At 71.6% G+C, this 20,507-nt stretch carries 14 protein-coding genes; 7 read left to right on the top strand and 7 right to left on the bottom strand.

Annotated elements, in window-relative coordinates:
* The first annotated feature begins 41 nt into the window (after positions 1 to 41).
* Together pgi and AB0F77_RS21880 are read left to right on the top strand one after the other, a co-directional pair.
* Positions 42 to 1,697: a glucose-6-phosphate isomerase gene (pgi, locus tag AB0F77_RS21885; RefSeq protein WP_361951037.1), complete on the top strand. Its 1,656-nt coding sequence runs from the start codon at positions 42 to 44 to the stop codon at positions 1,695 to 1,697.
* Positions 1,698 to 1,922: 225 nt separating this feature from the next.
* Positions 1,923 to 6,821 carry a DUF3320 domain-containing protein gene (locus AB0F77_RS21880; RefSeq protein WP_361951034.1) on the top strand — a complete coding sequence of 1,633 codons (4,899 nt, stop codon included), beginning with the start codon at positions 1,923 to 1,925 and terminating at the stop codon, positions 6,819 to 6,821.
* A 187-nt stretch (positions 6,822 to 7,008) separates the two neighbouring features.
* On the opposite strand, the gene pgl is transcribed toward AB0F77_RS21880, so the two are convergent.
* Genes pgl through tkt form a run of 5 tightly spaced genes read right to left on the bottom strand, consistent with a single transcriptional unit; the run spans position 7,009 to position 13,607 of the window.
* Positions 7,009 to 7,791 (bottom strand): 6-phosphogluconolactonase, encoded by a 783-nt coding sequence (pgl, locus tag AB0F77_RS21875; RefSeq protein ID WP_361951031.1) that lies wholly within the window; start codon positions 7,789 to 7,791, stop codon positions 7,009 to 7,011.
* Positions 7,788 to 8,813: a glucose-6-phosphate dehydrogenase assembly protein OpcA gene (gene opcA, locus AB0F77_RS21870; RefSeq protein WP_361951028.1), complete on the bottom strand. Its 1,026-nt coding sequence runs from the start codon at positions 8,811 to 8,813 to the stop codon at positions 7,788 to 7,790. Before opcA ends, pgl begins: the two co-directional genes overlap by 4 nt.
* A complete protein-coding gene (gene zwf, locus AB0F77_RS21865; RefSeq protein WP_361951025.1) occupies positions 8,810 to 10,348 on the bottom strand; it encodes a glucose-6-phosphate dehydrogenase in 1,539 nt (512 codons plus the stop codon). The genes opcA and zwf overlap by 4 nt, the downstream gene beginning before the upstream one ends.
* Before the next feature lie 4 nt (positions 10,349 to 10,352).
* On the bottom strand, positions 10,353 to 11,471 hold the full coding sequence (gene tal, locus AB0F77_RS21860) for a transaldolase (RefSeq protein WP_361951022.1): 1,119 nt from the start codon (positions 11,469 to 11,471) through the stop codon (positions 10,353 to 10,355).
* Between the two features lie 33 nt (positions 11,472 to 11,504).
* Complete coding sequence (tkt, locus tag AB0F77_RS21855; protein ID WP_361951019.1) at positions 11,505 to 13,607, bottom strand: transketolase; 2,103 nt, start codon at positions 13,605 to 13,607, stop codon at positions 11,505 to 11,507.
* Between the two features lie 370 nt (positions 13,608 to 13,977).
* Between tkt and AB0F77_RS21850 the strand changes: the two genes are divergently transcribed.
* The 3 genes from AB0F77_RS21850 (at position 13,978) to AB0F77_RS21840 (ending at position 16,527) form a co-directional block, all read left to right on the top strand.
* Positions 13,978 to 14,931 carry a heme o synthase gene (locus AB0F77_RS21850; RefSeq protein ID WP_361951196.1) on the top strand — a complete coding sequence of 318 codons (954 nt, stop codon included), beginning with the start codon at positions 13,978 to 13,980 and terminating at the stop codon, positions 14,929 to 14,931.
* A 69-nt stretch (positions 14,932 to 15,000) separates the two neighbouring features.
* A complete protein-coding gene (locus AB0F77_RS21845; RefSeq protein ID WP_361951016.1) occupies positions 15,001 to 15,321 on the top strand; it encodes a hypothetical protein in 321 nt (106 codons plus the stop codon).
* A gap of 93 nt (positions 15,322 to 15,414) precedes the next feature.
* Positions 15,415 to 16,527 (top strand): amidohydrolase family protein, encoded by a 1,113-nt coding sequence (locus AB0F77_RS21840; protein ID WP_361951013.1) that lies wholly within the window; start codon positions 15,415 to 15,417, stop codon positions 16,525 to 16,527.
* A gap of 200 nt (positions 16,528 to 16,727) precedes the next feature.
* On the opposite strand, the gene AB0F77_RS21835 is transcribed toward AB0F77_RS21840, so the two are convergent.
* On the bottom strand, positions 16,728 to 17,282 hold the full coding sequence (locus tag AB0F77_RS21835; RefSeq protein ID WP_361951010.1) for a DUF308 domain-containing protein: 555 nt from the start codon (positions 17,280 to 17,282) through the stop codon (positions 16,728 to 16,730).
* 284 nt (positions 17,283 to 17,566) lie between these two features.
* Here AB0F77_RS21835 and AB0F77_RS21830 point away from each other — a divergent pair, with 284 nt between their 5' ends.
* Positions 17,567 to 18,751 carry a histidine kinase gene (locus tag AB0F77_RS21830; protein ID WP_361951007.1) on the top strand — a complete coding sequence of 395 codons (1,185 nt, stop codon included), beginning with the start codon at positions 17,567 to 17,569 and terminating at the stop codon, positions 18,749 to 18,751.
* Positions 18,748 to 19,407 (top strand): response regulator transcription factor, encoded by a 660-nt coding sequence (locus AB0F77_RS21825; protein ID WP_361951004.1) that lies wholly within the window; start codon positions 18,748 to 18,750, stop codon positions 19,405 to 19,407. Before AB0F77_RS21830 ends, AB0F77_RS21825 begins: the two co-directional genes overlap by 4 nt.
* Before the next feature lie 20 nt (positions 19,408 to 19,427).
* On the opposite strand, the gene AB0F77_RS21820 is transcribed toward AB0F77_RS21825, so the two are convergent.
* Positions 19,428 to 20,438 carry a COX15/CtaA family protein gene (locus AB0F77_RS21820; RefSeq protein ID WP_361951001.1) on the bottom strand — a complete coding sequence of 337 codons (1,011 nt, stop codon included), beginning with the start codon at positions 20,436 to 20,438 and terminating at the stop codon, positions 19,428 to 19,430.
* Between the last annotated feature and the right edge of the window lie 69 nt (positions 20,439 to 20,507).

Raw genomic sequence — 20,507 nt, 5'->3', positions numbered from 1 at the left:
CACGCAGCACGGACAGGCAGGAAAGAAGGCTGAACTCGGATATGAACGCAGACGGCCGTACCAGGCTCAACCACACGCCCGAGTGGACCGCGCTGGCCAAGCACCGCGAGGAGCTGGCCGACACCCATCTGCGCGACCTGTTCGCCGCCGACGCCGGGCGCGGCACGGGGTACACGCTCCGGGTGGGCGATCTGTACGTCGACTACTCGAAGCACCTGGTCACCGACGAGACACTGCGGCTGCTGCGCGAGCTGGCCGCCGCCACCGACGTCTTCGGCCTGCGGGACGCCATGTTCCGCGGTGAGCGCATCAACGTCACCGAGGACCGGGCGGTGCTGCACACCGCGCTGCGGGCCCCGCGCGGCGCGGTGGTCGAGGTGGACGGCGAGAACGTGGTCCCCGGTGTGCACGCGGTGCTCGACAGGATGGCGGACTTCGCGGAGCGGGTCCGCTCCGGCGCCTGGACCGGGCACACCGGCAAGCGCATCAAGAACGTGGTCAACATCGGCATCGGCGGCTCCGACCTCGGCCCGGCGATGGCGTACGAGGCGCTGCGCAGCTTCACCGACCGCGGTCTCACGGTCCGCTTCGTGTCCAACGTGGACGGCGCCGACCTGCACGAGGCCACGCGTGACCTGGACCCGGCGGAGACGCTGTTCGTCATCGCGTCCAAGACGTTCACCACGATCGAGACGATCACCAACGCCACCTCCGCGCGGGAGTGGCTGCTCGGCGAGCTGAAGGCCGGTCAGGAGGCCGTCGCGAAGCACTTCGTGGCGCTGTCGACCAACGCCGGCAAGGTCGCCGACTTCGGCATCGACACGGCGAACATGTTCGAGTTCTGGGACTGGGTCGGCGGGCGCTACTCGTACGACTCGGCGATCGGGCTCTCCCTGATGATCGCCATCGGCCCGGACCGCTTCCGTGAGATGCTCGACGGCTTCCACCTCGTCGACGAGCACTTCCGCACCGCGCCGCCCGAGTCCAACGCCCCGCTGCTGATGGGCCTGCTGGGCATCTGGTACGGCAACTTCTTCGACGCGCAGTCGCACGCGGTGCTGCCGTACTCGCACTACCTGTCCAAGTTCACCGCCTACCTCCAGCAGCTGGACATGGAGTCCAACGGCAAGCACGTGGCGCGGGACGGACAGGTGGTCGACTGGCAGACCGGTCCGGTGGTGTGGGGTACGCCCGGCACCAACGGGCAGCACGCCTACTACCAGTTGATCCACCAGGGCACCAAGCTGATCCCGGCGGACTTCATCGGGTTCGCCCGGCCGGTCGGTGAGCTGAGCGACGGGCTCAAGGCCCAGCACGACCTGCTGATGGCCAACTTCTTCGCCCAGACGCAGGCCCTCGCCTTCGGCAAGACCGCCGACGAGGTGCGCGCCGAGGGCGTGCCGGAGGAGCTGGTCGCGCACAAGACGTTCGAGGGCAACCGCCCGACGACCACGGTCCTGGCCGCGGAGCTGACGCCGTCGGTGCTGGGCCAGCTGATCGCGCTCTACGAGCACAAGGTGTTCGTGCAGGGCGCCGTCTGGAACATCGACTCCTTCGACCAGTGGGGCGTCGAACTGGGCAAGGTCCTCGCCAAGCGCGTCGAACCGGCCCTCACCGAGGGGGCCGAGGTGGCGGGTCTGGACGCGTCCACCAAGGCCCTGGTGTCGGCCTACCGGGAGCTGCGCGGCCGGCAGTGACACCGCCGTACGGACGTCCCCGCTCGGTGGAGATCACCGGGCGGGGACGTCAGGTCAAGCGGACGAGGTGGCGATTTACGCGATCCGCGCCGTTCTTTCACAACAAATCCATACCAGCTGATGGATCTTCGGTGTGGCGGAAGATCCGAAATGATAGGTAGATACCTCCAGGGGGGCCTGCGAGGCGGCTGTCCCTGTGCGTGCCGCTCCAGGAGGTTCCACCACATGTCCCCCCAGTTGAAGACCGTCCTCGACGGTTGGCGCAACTCCCTGCTGGACATGGGCGGCCGCAACCGGCTGCTGAACTTCCGGCACACCAGGACCGCCACCCTGGAGGTGTCCTCGCCCGGCGCCGCCGCCCTCCTCGCCGGCCTCGCCAAAGGCTGGGACTTCGCACCCGTCGAGGACCACCAGGGCGTCGAACAGGCCGACGACGGCGTGGGTGGCGCGGGCGGGGCGAACGGAGGCGACGGACGGGCCCGGCCCGGACTCGTCACCCAGAAGACCACCCAGGCGTCCCTGGACGCCTCGCTCTACCAACTGCGCCAGAAATCCGGCCAGATGTTCAACGACTACGGCCTGTGGGTGCTGTGGCTCGGCGTCGGCATGCTCGACTGGCGCGAGGCCGACGCCCACGAGAGCAGTGCCGCGCCCCTGATTTTGGTCCCCGTGGAGCTCCGCAGGGACGGCCGCCGCCACCGCCTCCACCTCTCCGAGGACCAGGACCGCATCCACAACCCGGCCCTCGCCGTGAAACTGGACCGGCTCGGCGTCGACTGGAGCGAGGTCACCCGCACCGACGTCACCGATCTGCGCGGAGTGATCTCCGCGGCCCGCTCCGTCGCCGCCGGGCTGGGGGGCTGGTCGGTCGACGAGCGGGTGGTGCTCGGACTGTTCGCCTCGCACCGTGAGGCGATGTACCAGGACCTCCAGCAGAACGAGGCGCGCATCCTGGAGCATCCGCTGGTCAAGGCCGTCGCCCTCGGCCCGGACGCCGGACTGCCCGACGACCTGATCGGCTTCGAACCCCCGGACCTGGACCGCATCGACGACGTCCAGCTGCCGGAGCGCACCCCGCTGGTGCTCGACGCCGACGCCTCGCAGCGGCAGTGCGTTGCCGCCGCCCTCGACAACCGCTCCTTCGTGATGAGCGGGCCGCCCGGCACCGGCAAGAGCCAGACCATCACCAACATGATCGCCGCGCTCATGCACGCCGGGCGCAGCGTGCTGTTCGTCAGCGAGAAGGCGGCCGCCCTCGACGTCGTCCGCAACCGGCTGCGCGGCGTCGGCCTCGGTGACTTCGTCATGGCCCTGCACAGCGGTGACACGAGCAAGAAGGCGGTCGCCACCGAACTCGCCCGGGTGCTCACCACCGAGGCCCGCGTCACCGGCGCCGCCGAACACGAACTGGCCCGCGCCCGCACGCTGCGCGAGGAACTGTCCGCCTACGCCGCCGCCATGAACCTCACCCGCGAGCCGCTGGGACGCACCCTGCACGACGTCCTCGGACGCCTCGTCCTGCTCGAACAGGACGGCACACCGATCCTGCCCCCCGGCACCGGTGACGGCGTCCCCGTCGGCCGCGGCCTGACCGCCGTAGGACTCCAGGAGGCCACCGCCGCCGCCCGGTCCGTCAGCCGGGCCTGGCGCCCCGCGGCGGAGGGCGAGTCCTTCCCCTGGCGGGGACTGGTCGGCACCTCGGCGCAGCAGGTGGCCGCGGAGGCCGCCGACGCCCTCGACGCCCTGCTGACGGCCGCCGGGCGCCGCCCCTTCGCGGCCACACAGCCCGAACCCCGCTCCGTGCGCGAGGTCCAGCACACCGTGCGCACCCTGCGCGCGGGCCTCCCGGACTCCACGACGCCCGCCGACGGCACCCTGCCCGACGACGTCTCCGCGCAGCTCGCCCAGCTCGCCGACCTGTTCGGCATGCCCAAGGCCGACCGCGCCGAGACCGCGTCCGCCCTGTGCGAACTCGCCGACCTGACCACCGGCGGCCACCGCCCGCCGCGCGGCTGGTTCGACGCCGACACCCTGCGCCGGGCGCACACCGCCGCCGCGGAACTGCGCCGGGCCCTGGACACCGAGGTCGCCGCCCGCGCCGCGGCCGGCGACCTCTTCGGCGACCAGGTCGTCACCACGGCCGAACTGCCCGACCTGGCACGCCGCTTCGCCGAGCAGCACCGCGGACTGATGGCCCGCTTCTCCGCCCGGTACAAGGCCGACCGCGCCGCCGCGGCAGCCCTCACCCGCACCGGCACCTGGGACAAGGCGCTGCCCGGCCGCCTCGACCAGGCCCTCGCCTGGTACGGGGCCGCCACCGAGGTGACCCGCCTCGCCGACGCGCACACCGCCCTCCTCGGCCGGTACACCCCGCGCACCCCGGAGGAGTGCGCGGACCTCGACCGGGCCCTGGCGACCGCCGACCGTATCGCCGCGCTCACCCATGAAGCCGAGCGCCACGACCTGCTGCCCGATCGGCTCGCCGACGAGGCGGACGGCGACCCCTTCCCCACGCTGCTCGCCGAGAACGTCCGCGGCGGCCTCGCCGCTTGGTGCGCCGCGGCCGACTCCCGCGCCGGCCGCTGGACCCGCGCCGTCACCGCGCTGCTCGACCTGTTCGACCCCGCCCGCCGCACTCAGCTCTCCCCGTCCCTGCTCGGCCCCTTCGACCAGGCCCGGCCCGTGATCGGCGGCATGGTCGCCGACCCGCAGGGCCCCGAGGTGTGGCGCACTCACGCCGACGGCCTCGGCGTGCTCGCCCGGCACGGGGCCGACGGCCTCGTGGCGACCGCCGCCGAGCGGGGCGTCGACCCGGGGCGGCTGCCGGACGTCGTCGAGCAGGCTCTCCTGCGCTCCTGGGCCGACGACGTCCTCGCCACCGACCCGCGGCTGCGCACCACCCGCTCCGACGACCTCGACGCGCGCGTGACCGACTTCCGCGAGGCCGACCGCCGGCTGGTCGCGGCGGCGGGCGGCGCGGTCGCCGAGGCGTGCAACCGGCGGCGGCCGCGCAGCTTCGCCGGCGGCGCGGGGGCCGTCATCGTGCGCGAGGCAGAGAAGAAGACCCGGCACATGCCGGTGCGCGAACTGCTCGGCCGTACCCGCGAGGTCGTGCAGACGATCAAGCCCTGCTTCATGATGAGCCCGCTGACGGTCAGCCAGTTCCTGCCCGCCGACTTCCACTTCGACGTGGTCGTCTTCGACGAGGCGTCCCAGGTCCGCCCCAGCGACGCGGTCAACTGCGTCTACCGCGGGCGCACGCTCGTCGTCGCCGGTGACGACAAGCAGCTGCCGCCCACCTCGTTCTTCGACTCGTCGGTCGACGGCGCCGACGACTCCGACGAGTACACCGAGGACGCCCCCGACTCCTTCGAGTCCCTGCTGCACGCCTGCAAGGCCGGGGCCATGCGGGAACTGCCGCTGCGCTGGCACTACCGCAGCCGCCACGAGAACCTGATCACCTTCAGCAACCGCGAGTTCTACGACAACTCGATGATCACCTTCCCCGGCGCGCTGGACGAGGGCAATGACGTCGGTGTCGCCTTCCTGCCCGCCGACGGCGTCTACGACCGGGGCGGCCGCCGTGACAACCGGACCGAGGCCGAGTACGTGGCCCGGCGCGTCCTCCACCACTTCGACACCCGCCCCGGCCGCACCCTCGGCGTCGTCGCGCTCTCCCAGGCCCAGGCGTCCGCCATCGACCAGGCGGTGCAGCAGGCCCGGTTGTCCCGGCCCGACCTCGACCACTGCTTCACCGAGGACCGCCTCGACGGCTTCTTCGTCAAGAACCTGGAGTCCGTGCAGGGCGACGAACGCGACGTCATGATCATGTCGGTGGGCTACGGGCCCGACGAACACGGCAGGCTGGGGCTGAACTTCGGGCCCATCAACAAGAGCGGCGGCTGGCGGCGCCTCAACGTGGCCGTCACCCGCGCCCGTTACCGCATGGAGGTGGTCGCTTCCTTCCGCGGCGCGGGCCTCGCCGACAGCGCCAACGAGAGCGTCCAGTACCTCAAGCGCTACCTGGAGTACGCCGAGCACGGCCCCGCCGTCCTCAGCCGGGACGCCGTACGGCCCGACGCCGAGCCCGACAGCCCGTTCGAGGAGTCCGTGCTCGCCGTCCTGCGCGGCTGGGGCTACCGGGTCCAACCCCAGGTCGGGGTCGCCGGATACCGCATCGACCTCGGTGTGCGCCACCCCGAACTGCCCGGCGCGTACGCCCTCGGCATCGAGTGCGACGGCGCCATGTACCACTCCTCCAAGGCCGCCCGGGACCGCGACCGGCTGCGCGAACAGGTGCTGAACGGGCTCGGCTGGCGCCTCCACCGCATCTGGGGCACCGACTGGTACCGCGGCCGGGCCGCCGCCGAACTCCGGCTGCGCGAGGCGGTCGAACAGGCCGTCGCGCAGGGCCCGCTCACCGGCGCGGCCCGGCAGACCCCGGAGCCGGAACAGCAGGGCCAGCCGGAACAGCACGGCCAGCAGGGCCAGCGGGAACTGCCGGGGCAGCCGGAGCAGTCGGCCGCCCGGACGGAGGTCGAGTACGAGCGCGTCCCCGTCGCCCCCGGCGCCGACCGCGAGTGGAGCGAGCCGTACCGGACCGCCGACGTCGTCGTCCGGCCGCGCCACGAACTGCACACCCCCGAGGCGCGGCCCGCGCTGCGCAAGGTGCTGGCCCAGGTGATCGAGACCGAGGGACCCCTCCACGAGGACCTGCTGGTGCAGCGGGCGCGGGAGGCGTGGGGCGTCACCCGGGCGGGCAACCGCATCCGCGACAACGTCAGGGAGGTCGCCGGTGCCCTGGTCCGCTCCGGTCTGGTCACCGCGGACGGCGCCTTCTACGACGTACCGCGGCGCACTGCCCGCACGGCACGCCACCACGACGGCGAGAGCGTGCGCAAGATCGTGCACATCGCCCCGGCCGAGCGGCTGGTCGCGCTGTACGAACTGGCCGCCGAGTGCCCCGGCATGTCCGAGGACGAACTCATCAAGCTGACCTGCGAGTTCTTCGGATGGCGCCGCATGGGCAAGGACATCCGGGAGTGCCTGGTCGACGACATCACCGAACTGCGCCAGCAGGGCAGGCTCGACGGCGACCCGGACCGCGTCCGCGCCGTGCGCTGAGACGGCGACGTCCGCGCCGTGCGCCGCGTGCGCCGAGACGGCGAAAGGGCGGCGGGGCGCGCTTCACGCGCACTCCGCCGCCCTTCCCGTCACAGAACACCCGTCACAGAACACCCGTCACAGAACACCCGTCACGGCACGCCCGTCACGGCACGCCCGTCACGGCACGCCCGGCACGGTACGTCCGTCAGGGCGACGCCGGGGGATACAGCGAGCGGGGCAGCTGGGAGGCCGCCGCCGTGTCGAGGAGCCACAGCGTGCGCTGCCGCCCGCGCGCACCCGCCGCCGGGGCCTGGATCTCGCCCGCGCCCGACAGGGCGATGGCCGCGGCCCGCGCCTTGTCCTCGCCGGCCGCCAGGAGCCAGACCTCACGGGCCGACCGGATCGCCGGCAGGGTCAGGGAGATCCGGGTGGGCGGGGGCTTCGGGGCGCCGTGCACACCGATCACCGTGCGCTCCGTCTCCCGGACTCCGGGCAGCTCCGGGAAGAGCGACGCCACGTGGGTGTCCGGGCCGACGCCCAGCATCAGGACGTCGAAGGTCGGCACGGTCCCGTGGTTCTCGGGACCCGACGCCTGCGCCAGCTCCGCCGCGTACGCCTCCGCCGCCGTGTCGGCGTCGGAGCCGTACGGACCGTCCGACGCGGGCATGGCGTGCATGCGCTTCGGATCCAGCGGTACGGCGTCCAGCAGGGCCTCGCGCGCCTGGGTGACGTTGCGCTCCGGATCGCCCTCGGGCAGGAACCGCTCGTCGCCCCACCACAGGTCCAGCCGGCCCCAGTCGATCGCGTCCCGGGCCGGGGCCGCCGCCAGCGCCGCCAGCAGACCGTTGCCGTTGCGGCCGCCGGTGAGCACCACCGACGCGGAGCCCCGCGAGGACTGGGCGTCGACGATCCTGGTGATCAGCCGGGCCGCCGCGGCCTGCGCCATGAGCTCCTTGTCGTGGTGCACGACCAGCTGCGGGGTGCTCACTTGGCCGCCGCCTTCTTCGGCGGGGCGGGCTTCGGGGCCGCCTTCGCCCCCGCGTCGACGGTGCTCGCCTCGACCGCCGTCCGCACCGCCGCGGCCGACCCGGCCAGCCGGTCCACGCCGAAGCGCAGCGCCGACGCGTACGTGTCGTCCGGGTCCAGGCGGCGCAGCTCCTCCGCGATCAGCTCGGCCGTCTCACGGCGCTTGAGCGCCACCGCGCGGTCGGGCTGGCCCTCTATGGACAGCGTGGCCAGCGAACCGTCCGCGCGGTCCAGCGCGATCGGGCCGCAGTTCGTGTCCATGCGCACCCCCGTCAGACCGGGGCCCGACGACAGGGAGCGCTTGACGGGCACGTCCAGCCGGTCGGCGAGCCACATCGCCAGCAGCTCGACGCTCGGGTTGAACTCCTCGCCCTCCACCTCCACACCCCGCACCTCGCAGGTGACCTGGTCCAGGGCCGCCGCCAGCATCGAGCGCCACGGCGTGATGCGCGTCCAGGACAGATCCGTGTCGCCCGGCGTGTAGGCGTCGGCGCGCACCGACAGCTCACGCACCGGCTGCTCCGCGGCATAGGTGTCGGTGACCCGGCGCTGGGCGAGCGCGCCCAGTGGGTCCTTGGCCGGTTCGCGCGGCGCGTTCACCGGCCACCAGACGACGACGGGCGCGTCCGGGAGCAGCAGCGGCAGCACCACGGAGTCGGCGTGGTCCGCGACCTCGCCGTACAGCCGCAGCACCACCGTCTCGCCGGTGCCCGCGTCCGCGCCCACCCGCACCTCGGCGTCCAGCCGCGAGGTCGTGCGGTCGCGCGGGGAGCGGGAGACGCGCTTGACGACCACGAGCGTGCGCGAGGGGTGCTCGCGCGAGGCGTCGTTAGCCGACTTCAGGGCGTCGTAGGCGTTCTCCTCGTCGGTGACGATGACCAGGGTGAGCACCATGCCCACGGCGGGTGTGCCGATGGCCCGGCGGCCCCGCACCAGCGCCTTGTTGACCTTGCCGGCCGTGGTGTCCGTGAGGTCTATCTTCATGGCCGCCGCCAGCTCCGTCCGTCTCGTGCGAGCATCTCGTCGGCCTCCTCGGGGCCCCACGTGCCCGACGGGTACTGCGCCGGCCTGCCGTGCTTGTCCCAGTACTGCTCGATCGGGTCGAGGATCTTCCAGGACAGCTCGACCTCCTCCGTGCGCGGGAAGAGGTTGGCGTCGCCGAGCAGCACGTCGAGGATGAGCCGCTCGTACGCCTCCGGGCTGGACTCCGTGAACGACTCGCCGTAGGCGAAGTCCATGGACACGTCCCGGATCTCCATGGAGGTGCCGGGCACCTTGGAGCCGAAGCGGACCGTGATGCCCTCGTCGGGCTGGACCCGGATGACCACCGCGTTCTGGCCCAGCTCCTCCGTCGCCGTGTGGTCGAAGGGGGAGTGGGGGGCGCGCTGGAAGACGACCGCGATCTCGGTGACGCGGCGGCCGAGGCGCTTGCCGGTGCGCAGGTAGAAGGGGACGCCCGCCCAGCGGCGGTTGTCGATCTCCACCTTGATCGCGGCGTAGGTGTCGGTCTTCGACTGGGCGTCGATGCCGTCTTCCTGGAGGTAGCCGATGACCTTCTCGCCGCCCTGCCAGCCCGCCGCGTACTGGCCGCGGACCGAGCTGCGGCCCAGGTCCTTCGGCAGTCGCACCGCGCCGAGCACCTTGGTCTTCTCTGCGGCCAGCGCGTCCGCGTCGAAGGAGGACGGCTCCTCCATCGCGGTCAGCGCCATCAGCTGGAGCAGGTGGTTCTGGATGACGTCGCGGGCGGCGCCGATGCCGTCGTAGTAGCCCGCGCGACCGCCGATGCCGATGTCCTCGGCCATCGTGATCTGCACGTGGTCCACGTACGACCGGTTCCAGATCGGCTCGAACATCTGGTTGGCGAAGCGCAGCGCCAGGATGTTCTGGACGGTCTCCTTGCCGAGGTAGTGGTCGATGCGGAACACCTGGTCCGGCTCGAACACCTCGTGCACGACCTTGTTCAGCTCCTCGGCCGACCTCAGGTCGTGGCCGAACGGCTTCTCGATGACCGCGCGCCGCCAGGAACCGCGCTCCTGGTCGGCCAGGCCGTGCTTCTTCAGCTGCTGGATGACGACCGGGAAGGACCGCGGCGGCACCGACAGGTAGAACGCGAAGTTCCCGCCCGTGCCCTGCGCCTTGTCCAGCTCCTCTATGGTCGAGCGCAGCCGCTCGAACGCGTCGTCGTCGTCGAAGGTGCCCTGGACGAAGCGCATCCCCTGGATGAGCTGCTGCCAGACCTCCTCACGGAACGGCGTACGGGCGTGCTCCTTGACGGCGTCGTGGACCTCCTGCGCGAAGTCCTCGTTCTGCCATTCGCGGCGGGCGAAGCCCACCAGCGAGAAGCCCGGCGGCAGCAGACCCCGGTTCGCGAGGTCGTACACGGCGGGCATCAGCTTTTTGCGTGACAAATCGCCCGTGACGCCGAAGATGACCAGGCCCGACGGCCCCGCGATACGCGGGAGCCGTCGGTCTGCGGGGTCACGAAGCGGGTTCGCTCCGGAACCGGATTGGGGGGACAAGATGTCAGCCCTTCGAGGGAGCGAGGCGCTGAAGCTCCGCCTCGGTCGACTTGAGCAGATCGTTCCAGGACGTCTCGAACTTCTCGACGCCCTCGTCCTCCAGGACCTGGACCACGTCGTCGTACGAGATCCCGAGCGCCTCGACCGCGTCGAGGTCGGCGCGGGCCCGCTCGTACGTCCCGGCGACGGTGTCGCCGGAGATCTCGCCGTGCTCCTCGGTCGCCTGGAGCGTCGCCTCCGGCATGGTGTTCACCGTGTTCGGCGCCACCAGGTCGTCGACGTACAGGGTCGGCTTGTAGGCCGGGTCCTTCACACCCGTCGAGGCCCACAGCGGACGCTGCTTGTGGGCGCCCGCGCTCTCCAGCGCGTTCCAGCGCTCGCCCGCGAACACCTCCTCGTACGCCTGGTACGCCAGCCGGGCGTTGGCGACGGCGGCCTTGCCGCGCGCGGCCTTGGCCTCAGGGGTGCCGAGCGCGTCGATGCGCTTGTCGATCTCGGTGTCCACGCGGGACACGAAGAACGACGCCACCGAACGGATCTTCGAGAGGTCCAGGCCGCGCTCCTTGGCCTTCTCCAGACCGGCGAGGTAGGCGGCCATGACCTCGCGGTAGCGCTCCAGCGAGAAGATCAGCGTCACGTTGACGCTGATGCCGAGGCCGATGACCTCGGTGATCGCCGGCAGACCCGCCTTGGTGGCCGGGATCTTGATGAGCGTGTTGGGGCGGTCGACCAGCCAGGCGAGCTGCTTGGCCTCCGCGACCGTCGCCCGGGTGTCGTGCGCGAGCCGCGGGTCGACCTCGATCGACACCCGGCCGTCCTGGCCGTCGGTCGCGTCGAACACCGGGCGCAGGATGTCGGCGGCGTCACGGACGTCCGCCGTCGTGATCATACGGACGGCCTCTTCCACGGTGACCTTGCGCGCGGCGAGGTCCGCGAGCTGCTGCTCGTACCCGTCGCCGCTGCTGATCGCCTTCTGGAAGATCGTCGGATTGGTGGTGACGCCCACGACGTGCTGCTCGTCGATCAGTTCGGCGAGGTTGCCGGACGTGATCCGCTTGCGCGACAGGTCGTCCAGCCAGATCGCGACGCCTTCCTCGGAGAGGCGCTTCAGTGCGTCTGTCATGGAATTACATCTCCTACGTGTCGTATGTGGGCGTCAGCGCTGGGCGGCGGCGATCGATTCCCTCGCCCGGGCGGCGACGTTCTCGGCAGTGAAGCCGAACTCGCGGAAGAGGACCTTGCCGTCGGCGGAAGCACCGAAGTGCTCCAGGGAAACGATGCGTCCGGCGTCCCCGACGTACTTGTGCCACGTCAGGCCGATCCCGGCCTCCACGGAGACGCGCGCCTTCACGGACGGGGGCAGCACGCTGTCCCGGTACCCCTGGTCCTGCTCCTCGAACCACTCCACGGACGGCATGGAGACCACCCGCGTCGGCACCCCTTCGGCCTGGAGCCGCTCGCGCGCCTCCACGGCCACGTGCACCTCCGAGCCGGTGGCGATCAGCACGACCTGCGGCTCGGCGCTCCGCCCCTCGGGCCCTTCGGCGTCGAACAGCACGTAGCCGCCCTTGGCCGCGTTCTCGTCGGGCTCGTACGTCGGCACACCCTGGCGGGTCAGCGTGAGGCCGTGCGGGGCACCCTTGCCGAACTCCTTGGTGTAGCGGCGCAGGATCTCGCGCCAGGCGATCGCGGTCTCGTTGGCGTCGGCCGGGCGGACCACGTTCAGTCCGGGGATGGCGCGCAGCGAGGCGAGGTGCTCGACCGGCTGGTGGGTGGGGCCGTCCTCGCCGAGGCCGATGGAGTCGTGCGTCCACACGTACGTCACCGGCAGGTGCATCAGGGCCGACAGCCGCACCGCGTTGCGCATGTAGTCGGAGAACACCAGGAAGGTGCCGCCGTACACGCGGGTGTTGCCGTGCAGGGTGATGCCGTTGAGCTCCGCGCCCATGGAGTGCTCGCGGATGCCGAAGTGGATGGTGCGGCCGTACGGGTCGGCCTCGGGCAGCGGGTTGTCCTTCGGCAGGAACGACGAGGTCTTGTCGATCGTGGTGTTGTTCGAGCCGGCCAGGTCGGCGGAGCCGCCCCACAGTTCGGGCACGATCGCGCCGAGGGCCTGGAGCACCTTGCCGGAGGCGGCGCGGGTGGCGACGGACTTGCCCGCCTCGAAGACCGGGACCTTGTCCTCCCAGCCGGCGGGCAGCTCGCCCCGGCTGACGCGGTCGAACTCGGCGGCGCGGTCCGCGTTGTTGCCCCGCCACTCCTGGAACGACTTCTCCCACTCGGCCTTGGCCTGCCGGCCGCGCTCCAGCGCCCCGCGGGTGTGGTCGATGACCTCGCCGGCGACGTCGAAGGACTTCTCCGGGTCGAAGCCGAGGACGCGCTTGGTGGCGGCCACCTCGTCGTCGCCGAGCGCCGAGCCGTGCGCGGCCTCGGTGTTCTGGGCGTTGGGGGCCGGCCAGGCGATGATCGAGCGCATCGCGATGAAGGACGGGCGGTCCGTCACCTGCTTCGCGGCCTCGATCGCGTTGTAGAGGGCGTGCGGGTCCAGGTCGCCGTCCGGCTTCGGGGCGACGCGCTGCACGTGCCAGCCGTACGCCTCGTACCGCTTGACCGTGTCCTCGGAGACGGCGGTCTCGGTGTCGCCCTCGATCGAGATGTGGTTGTCGTCCCACAGCAGGACCAGGTTGCCGAGCCGCTGGTGTCCGGCGAGCGAGGACGCCTCGGCGGAGATGCCCTCCTGGAGGCAGCCGTCACCGGCGATGCAGTAGATGAAGTGGTCGAAGGGGGACTCGCCCTGCGGGGCGTCCGGGTCGAACAGGCCGCGCTCGTAGCGGGCGGCCATCGCCATGCCCACCGCGTTGGCGACGCCCTGGCCCAGCGGGCCCGTGGTGGTCTCGACGCCCTTGGTGTGTCCGTACTCCGGGTGGCCCGGGGTCTTGGAGCCCCAGGTGCGGAAGGACTCCAGGTCTTCCAGCTCCAGGCCGAAGCCGGCCAGGTAGAGCTGGGTGTAGAGGGTCAGGGACGAGTGGCCCGCGGACAGCACGAAGCGGTCGCGCCCGACCCACTCGGGGTCGGCGGGGTCGTGGCGCATCACCTTCTGGAAGAGGGTGTAGGCGGCCGGCGCCAGGCTCATCGCCGTACCGGGATGGCCGTTGCCGACCTTCTGTACGGCGTCGGCGGCCAGGACGCGGGCGGTGTCCACGGCCCGCTGGTCCAGCTCGGTCCACTCGAGGTCTGTGGTGGTCGGCTTGGTGCTCACCCTGGGTCAGGGCTCCTCTCCACATGTCGAATGCCGGTGCACTGGACGCCCACCGGCCGTTGTCGAGCCTACCCCCGTAAACACGTGCATTTTCGCGGGTCATTCCAGACTGCCGGGAGTCTCGGGGATCCGCCTCCCGACTGGCTTGCACGGCGTTCGGCAACTGAATACGGAGCCCGTCGGAAGAGCGCTCAATCGAGTCCCAGTACGACGGATGAGCACACCCCCGAACAGCCGCCTGACCACCCCTGCCAACACGACCCCACCCCCGCGAAGGTCGGGGTATGGGCAACGTCTACAGTGGCGTGGTACGCGCGAGCCTTTACCGGGACTTCACACGGGGAGGCTCGCTGGGATGTCTCTGTCAGGGGTGTGCGTGACGGCCGTCGAATCCCGTCCAGCGGGGGTGCTCGGGACCAGTCAGACTCCGAGCCACCGGCCGTTCGGAGCCCGGGCCAAGGCTTTCGTGGCTCTGACCAAGCCCCGGATCATCGAGTTGCTGCTCATCACCACGGTTCCGGTGATGTTCCTGGCGCAGCGCGGTGTGCCGGACCTCGGTCTCGTGCTGCTGACCTGTGTCGGCGGCTACCTGTCCGCGGGCGGCGCCAACGCGCTGAACATGTACATCGACCGCGACATCGACGCGCTCATGGACCGCACCTCGCAGCGCCCGCTGGTCACCGGCATGGTCAGCCCCCGGGAGTGCCTGGCCTTCGGCATCACGCTGGCGGTCGTCTCGACGCTGCTGTTCGGGCTCACCGTCAACTGGCTGTCCGCCTGGCTGTCACTCGGAGCGCTCCTCTTCTACGTCGTCGTCTACACGATGATCCTCAAGCGGCGTACGTCGCAGAACATCGTGTGGGGCGGCATCGCCGGCTGTCTGCCGGTGCTGATCGGCTGGTCCTCGGTCACCGGCTCCATGTCCTGGGCGCCGATCATCCTCTTCCTCGTCATGTTCTTCTGGACGCCGCCGCACTACTGGCCGCTGTCCATGAAGGTCAAGGAGGACTACGCGCGCGTGGGCGTGCCGATGCTCCCGGTCGTCGCCTCCAACAAGGTGGTGGCCCGGCAGATCGTGATCTACAGCTGGGTGATGGTCCTCGTCTCCCTGCTGCTGACGCCGCTCGGCTACACGGGCTGGTTCTACACCCTGGTCGCGCTGCTGGCCGGCGGCTTCTGGCTTTGGGAGGCGCACGGGCTGCAGAACCGCGCGAACGCGGAGGTGACGGGCGTCCGGCTCAAGGAGATGCGCCTGTTCCACTGGTCGATCACCTATGTGTCGATCCTCTTCGTCGCCGTCGCCATCGACCCCTTCCTGCGCTGACGTACGACCGACGCACGTCACAGGGTCCAGCGCTCGCCAGTCGATCTACTCGTGAGTAGCATTCTGGGCATGGCAGACACGCAGCAGGTTGACCCGAAGGCCGAGCGCAGGGTGGCACGGCTCGCCAAGCAGATCGACGCCTTCGCGAAGGCCCACGGCGGCGCCGGGGGCCAGGTGGCCTACATCGGCGAGCGCGGCGCCCGTATCGTCCTCGTCGGCGAGGACGGCACCTGGGGCGACCTGGTGGCGCCCACGTACGCCGTCGCCGAACAGGCTGTCGAGAAGTCCGGCATCACCGTCCACGAGTCCTTCGACGGCGAGTTCGCGGCGAAGGTGACGACGGGCCCGTACGAGTGGAAGCGGATGGCCGGCATCCAGCTCGGCGGCTGACCCGGCACCCTTCTCGTCCGCGCCCGCGACGGAAACCCCGCTCACCCGTTAGTACCGGCGAAGGCAGCGCAGCGCCGACGTGGGGAGCCAGGGATGATCGAGACGCCGTCCCTCGTGGACCAGTACTGCCACGGCGTGCTGAGAACGGAGCTGGGCCTCGGCACCTTCGAGACCCAGCTCGCCCGGACGGAGGGGCCGCCCGCCCCCGGCACCACGCTGTTCGACACCCAGACCGGCTTCGCCGTACGCCGATGGTGCCCCCCGCTGCTCGACCTGGAACCGCACTGCTCGCCCGCGTGCTACCTCGCCCGGCGCCGTGAACTCGGCGTCCTGGAGGCGGGCCGCAGGCTGCTGCGGGGCAGCGGCATCACGACGTACCTCGTCGACACCGGACTGCCCGGCGACCTCACCGGCCCCGAGGAGATGGCCTCCACCGGCGACGCCGAGGCCCGCGAGGTCGTGCGTCTTGAGTTGCTCGCCGAGCAGGTCGCCGACACCTCGGGCACGGTCGAGTCGTTCCTCGCCAACCTCGCCGAGTCGGTCCACGGCGCCGCGGCGAACGCCGTCGCCTTCACCTCCGTCGCGGGGGTGCGGCACGGCCTCGCGCTGGCGCCCGAGCCGCCCGGTCCCGGGGAGGTGCGGGGCGCGGCGGGCCGCTGGCTGGCCGGACGGCGGGTCGGGGGCGAGCTGTGCGATCCCGTGCTGCTACGGCACCTGCTGTGGATCGCGGTCGCCTCGGGCCGGCCGCTCCAGCTGCACGCCGGGCTCGGGGAGCCGGGGGCGCGCGTGGACCGTACGGACCCGGTGCTGCTCACGGACTTCGTGCGGGCGACCGCCGGGCTGGGCACGGACCTGGTGCTGCTGCACGGATACCCGTACCACCGGCACGCCGCCCATCTCGCCGGGGTCTTCCCGCACGTGTATGCCGACTCGGGCGCCGCGCTGGTGCGCACCGGCGCCCGCGCGGCCACGATCCTCGCCGAGACCCTGGAGCTCGCGCCCTTCGGCAAGGTCCTCTTCTCCAGCGGCGCGCAGGGCCTGCCCGAACTGCACGTCGTCGGCGCCCGCCTCTTCCGCGACGCCCTGACCCGTGTCCTGGGCGGCTGGGTCACCGAGGGCGCGTGGTCCCTGGACGACGCCCAGCGGGTGGCGGCCCTGGTCGCCTCGGAGAACGCGGGCCGGGTGTACGGGCTGGAGCGCGGCTAGGGCGTGTTTCGAAAGTCCCGCCTGGCCCGCGACGCCTGGCACGCGCACTCGCTGCGTTGTCGGAACGCCCGAGTACATCCAGTACGAGGGCGATCCTCCGCCTTGCGATTGCACGCACCAGACGCCGCGGGCCCCGCCCTCCGGGCGGACGGCGCTACTTTCGAAACACGCCCTAGCCGGACAGGTCCCAGCGGCGGTGGTCAGCGGGTTGCGCGTCGGGTGCGGACGCTCAGGGCGACGGCGGAGACGAGGAACCAGAAGGCACCGAAGGCCGAGTACCCGGCCACGGTGGACAGGCCGCTCGTCGCCGACGCGGACGTGGCGGCGACGGTGACGCCGGCGAGGACGGACTGCCCGCCGCTGACGATCATGGGCCACTGGGCGCCGACGGTGCGCCGGCGCCGGACCGCCACGACGAGCTGGACGGCTCCGGCGAGCAGGGCCCAGACACCGAACACGAGCAGGGCCGTCCCGACGGTGGAGAGGACGGCGATGATCATTCCGGCGGTGGCGGCGAGGCCGAGGCCCAGGTTGACCGTGCTGACGCGGCTCATGGCGCCGACTCCGGCCAGGCGACGTTCGAGGAGCGTGGCGACGGCGTCCCACAGGGGGTAGACGACGAGGAGCACGGCCGCGGCGACCGTGGGTTCGTCCGTCGACACGAGCGAGCCGGAGGTCGTGAGGACGAGTGCCACCCAGATCAGGGAGAAGACCACTCGGATCAGATGGAGCGACCGCAGCCCGGAGGGCGTCATCGCGGTCGTGGTGGGAGCTGTCGAATGCGCTGAATTCGTGGAATGTGCGGTGGTCTGAGTCATCGGGTGTCCCGTGGTGATCGTGACGGTGTGAGACGGTCGCCTCGACGACGAGTCTCAGCGGCCTCGCGGGAGCCCGCGTACTTCGAACGAAGTAGTTCCGCGACCCACTTCGACGGCAGGGATCCCGCCGTCCCCGTATCCGTCTCCGACGACCGGAGCGGCTTCGCCGTCTACATCGTTCGAAGTACACGGCCGCCGCACAGGTGAACGAGAATCGACGCATGGTCGAGGTGCGGAACAGTCAGGACGGGCCCGCGGCACCCCTGTGGGTCCGCCGCCCCGAGGTGCTGCACCGAGCCGCCTACGCCGTGGCCGCGCTGGTGTTCACCGGTCAGCTCGTGGCCGTGGCCGTGCGGGGGTCGGACTGGCCGACGGCCCTCTCCGTGCTCCTCGCCGGCGGCGGTGTCGCCCTCTCGTGGTGGCGGCCGTGGGCAGGGCTGGTCGTCACGAGCGCGGCGTCCTTCGCCGTCACGGCGGTGGGCCGCGACCCCCTGTCGGTGTGGATGATGGCGGTGCTCGTGCTGTTCTCGGTCACCCTCAGGGGAAAGCAGCCGCTGGCCGGGATCGCCGTCGTGGCGGCGTTCTTCCTGGGCGCGTTCATGACGGTCGGGGGATTCCGGGGCGGTGCGGTCGTGGGAGCCGCCGCCCTCTTCTCGGCCATGGCGGGAGGGGCGACGGGGGCCGCGCTGCGCATCCACCGGGAGCACTGGTGGACCCTGGAGGAACGGGCCGAGAGCGCCATCGCCACCCGTGAGATCGAAGCCACCCGGCGAGTGACCGAGGAACGGCTGCGCATCGCCCGGGACCTCCACGACGTCATCGGCCACCAGGTCGCGATGCTGAGCCTGCACCTCGGCGCGGCGGAGATCGGGCTGCCCGAGGGCGCCGAGTCCTCCCGGCAGGCCCTCGTCTCGGCCAGGGCGAGCGCCCGCACCGTCGTCGTCGAGACGCAACGCATCCTCGCGCTCCTCCGCCTCGGGGACGACGTCCCGGGCGACGAGGCGCTCCGGCCGACCCCGGCGCTCAGCGGCCTGGAAGGCCTGGTCGCCTCCTTCGAGAGCATCGGCCTCGACGTCCGGCCCTCCCTCGACCTCCCCACCGGTTTTGTGGAGCCCAGTGTCGGCGTGACGGTCTACCGGGTCGTCCAGGAAGCGCTCACGAATGCCTACCGGCACGGAGAGGGGACGGCGACGGTGGACGTGCGGGAGCGCGACGGCAGGATCCGCGTCACCGTGGAGAACCGCGTCGGCCGCTCACCCCGCGGCTCCGACCCGGGCGGCGGACTCGGACTCGTGGGGATGCGCGAACGCGTCGAGTCCTCCAACGGGCGGCTGACGATCGACCGTCACGACGGGCGGTTCCGGGTCCGGGCGGAGTTCAGCCCCCTGGGAGCCGTGGTCCGATGACGCGCGTTCTCATCGTCGACGACCAGGACGACATCAGGGCCGGGATCCGGGCGATGCTCCGACTCGACCCGGGGCTCGTCGTCGTGGGTGATCTCTCCGACGGACTCCAGGTCGTCCCCTTCCTCCGGGACCACCCCGTCGACCTGGTCCTCATGGACATCCGGATGCCCGGCATCGACGGTGTGGAAGCCACCCGCCGGATCCGCCGGGAGCATCCGGCCGAGAGGACGCGGGTGATCGTGCTGACCACCTTCGACCAGGACGACATCGTCCTCGCCGCCCTGCGCGCGGGCGCCAACGGCTTCCTGAGCAAAACCGTGAGCCCCGCCGAACTCGTCGCCGGGATCACCGAGGTCGTCGGCGGTGGCGGTGCGCTGTCGGCCGCCGCGACGGCCGCGCTCATCGGTCACATGACCGACAGCCCGCCCCCGGTGGTCGACCGGGAACTGCTGCGGCGCTTCGACGCCCTGACACCCAGGGAGCGGGACGTCGTCGTCCTCGTCGCGAGCGGTCTGGGCAACGAGGAGATCGCGGCCCGGATGTCCGTGTCGCCGTTCACCGTGAAGACGCACGCGGTGCGGGCCATGACGAAGGTCGGCGCACGTGACCGAGCCCAACTCGTCTCGTTCACCTTCCGGGCCGGCCTGTACCCCTGAGCCCGGCGGGCGGAGCGGTCCTAGGCGCGGGTGCCGACCGCGGCCTCGGCCGGGGGGCCGGGCACGTCGGCCGTCGTGGCGGGGCGCTCGCGCAGGGCGAGCAGCACCCTCAGCACGCCGATCCACACCAGGCACGAGCCGAGCATGTGCAGGCCGACCAGCACCTCGGGCAGATGCGTGAAGTACTGCACGTACCCGATGATCCCCTGGGCGAGCAGGATCAGGAACAGCTCGCGGGTGCGGTCCAGCGGGCCCTTCGGGGCGTCGACCGCCTTCAGGACGAACCAGAGGGCGAAGGTCAGGGTCACCACGATCCAGGCGAGCACCGCGTGCAGCTTGGCGACCGTCTCCCAGTCGATGTGGATGCGGTCGACCTCGCTGGAGTCGCCCGCGTGCGGCCCGGCCCCCGTCACCACCGTGCCGACCGCGATCAGCAGCACCGACGCGGCGACCAGGAACCACACCAGCTGCCGCACCGCCGCGCCGACCAGTGGCCGGGGCTCCGCGTCGCCCTCCCGGGTGCGCTGCCACATCACCGCGGCGACCGCGATGAGCGCCGAGGACAGCAGGAAGTGCGCCGCGACCGTGTACGGGTTGAGACCGACGAGGACCACGACGCCGCCGAGCACCGCGTTGCCCATGACCACCCAGAACTGCGCCCAGCCCAGCCGGGTGAGACCGCGCCGCCACGGCTTCTCGGAGCGCGCGGCGACGATCGCCCAGCCGACGGCCGCGCACAGCACGTACGTCAGCATGCGGTTGCCGAACTCGATGGCCCCGTGGACACCCATGGCCCGGGTGGTGGCCAGCGAATCGTCGGTGCAGGTCGGCCAGGTCGGGCAGCCGAGGCCCGAGCCGGTGAGCCGGACGGCGCCGCCGGTGACCACGATGACCACCGACATGACGAGCGCGGCGAGAGCCGCCCGCCGGACCGTCCGGGGATGCGGGGTCCAGTGCGCGGCGATGAAGGCGAGCGGGTTGCGCAGGGCCGGTACGGCGTCGGCTCGGGTCAGCTTGGGCACGGGGACCATCGTAGGCGCCCGCTTGTGCACACTTTCACGAGGGGTCCTCCGTCTTCACGTCCTCTGTGTTCACGCCCT

The sequence above is a fragment of the Streptomyces sp. NPDC026672 genome (genome assembly GCF_040638185.1).
In the GTDB taxonomy this organism is placed as follows: Bacteria; Actinomycetota; Actinomycetes; order Streptomycetales; family Streptomycetaceae; genus Streptomyces.
The sequence above is the reverse complement of the archived record's forward strand: the minus strand, read 5'-3'. Positions and strand labels throughout refer to the sequence as shown.

Bases quoted from the DNA above. Each gene is read 5' to 3' on its own strand.
- AB0F77_RS21835 (WP_361951010.1), bottom strand. From the start codon at position 17,282: ATGACGCCCTCCGGGCTGCGGTCGCTCCATCTGATCCGAGTGGTCTTC.
- AB0F77_RS21820 (WP_361951001.1), bottom strand. From the start codon at position 20,438: ATGGTCCCCGTGCCCAAGCTGACCCGAGCCGACGCCGTACCGGCCCTG.
- AB0F77_RS21830 (WP_361951007.1), top strand. From the start codon at position 17,567: ATGGTCGAGGTGCGGAACAGTCAGGACGGGCCCGCGGCACCCCTGTGG.
- pgi (WP_361951037.1), top strand. From the start codon at position 42: ATGAACGCAGACGGCCGTACCAGGCTCAACCACACGCCCGAGTGGACC.
- AB0F77_RS21840 (WP_361951013.1), top strand. From the start codon at position 15,415: ATGATCGAGACGCCGTCCCTCGTGGACCAGTACTGCCACGGCGTGCTG.
- AB0F77_RS21825 (WP_361951004.1), top strand. From the start codon at position 18,748: ATGACGCGCGTTCTCATCGTCGACGACCAGGACGACATCAGGGCCGGG.
- tal (WP_361951022.1), bottom strand. From the start codon at position 11,471: ATGACAGACGCACTGAAGCGCCTCTCCGAGGAAGGCGTCGCGATCTGG.
- opcA (WP_361951028.1), bottom strand. From the start codon at position 8,813: ATGAAGATAGACCTCACGGACACCACGGCCGGCAAGGTCAACAAGGCG.
- AB0F77_RS21880 (WP_361951034.1), top strand. From the start codon at position 1,923: ATGTCCCCCCAGTTGAAGACCGTCCTCGACGGTTGGCGCAACTCCCTG.
- AB0F77_RS21845 (WP_361951016.1), top strand. From the start codon at position 15,001: ATGGCAGACACGCAGCAGGTTGACCCGAAGGCCGAGCGCAGGGTGGCA.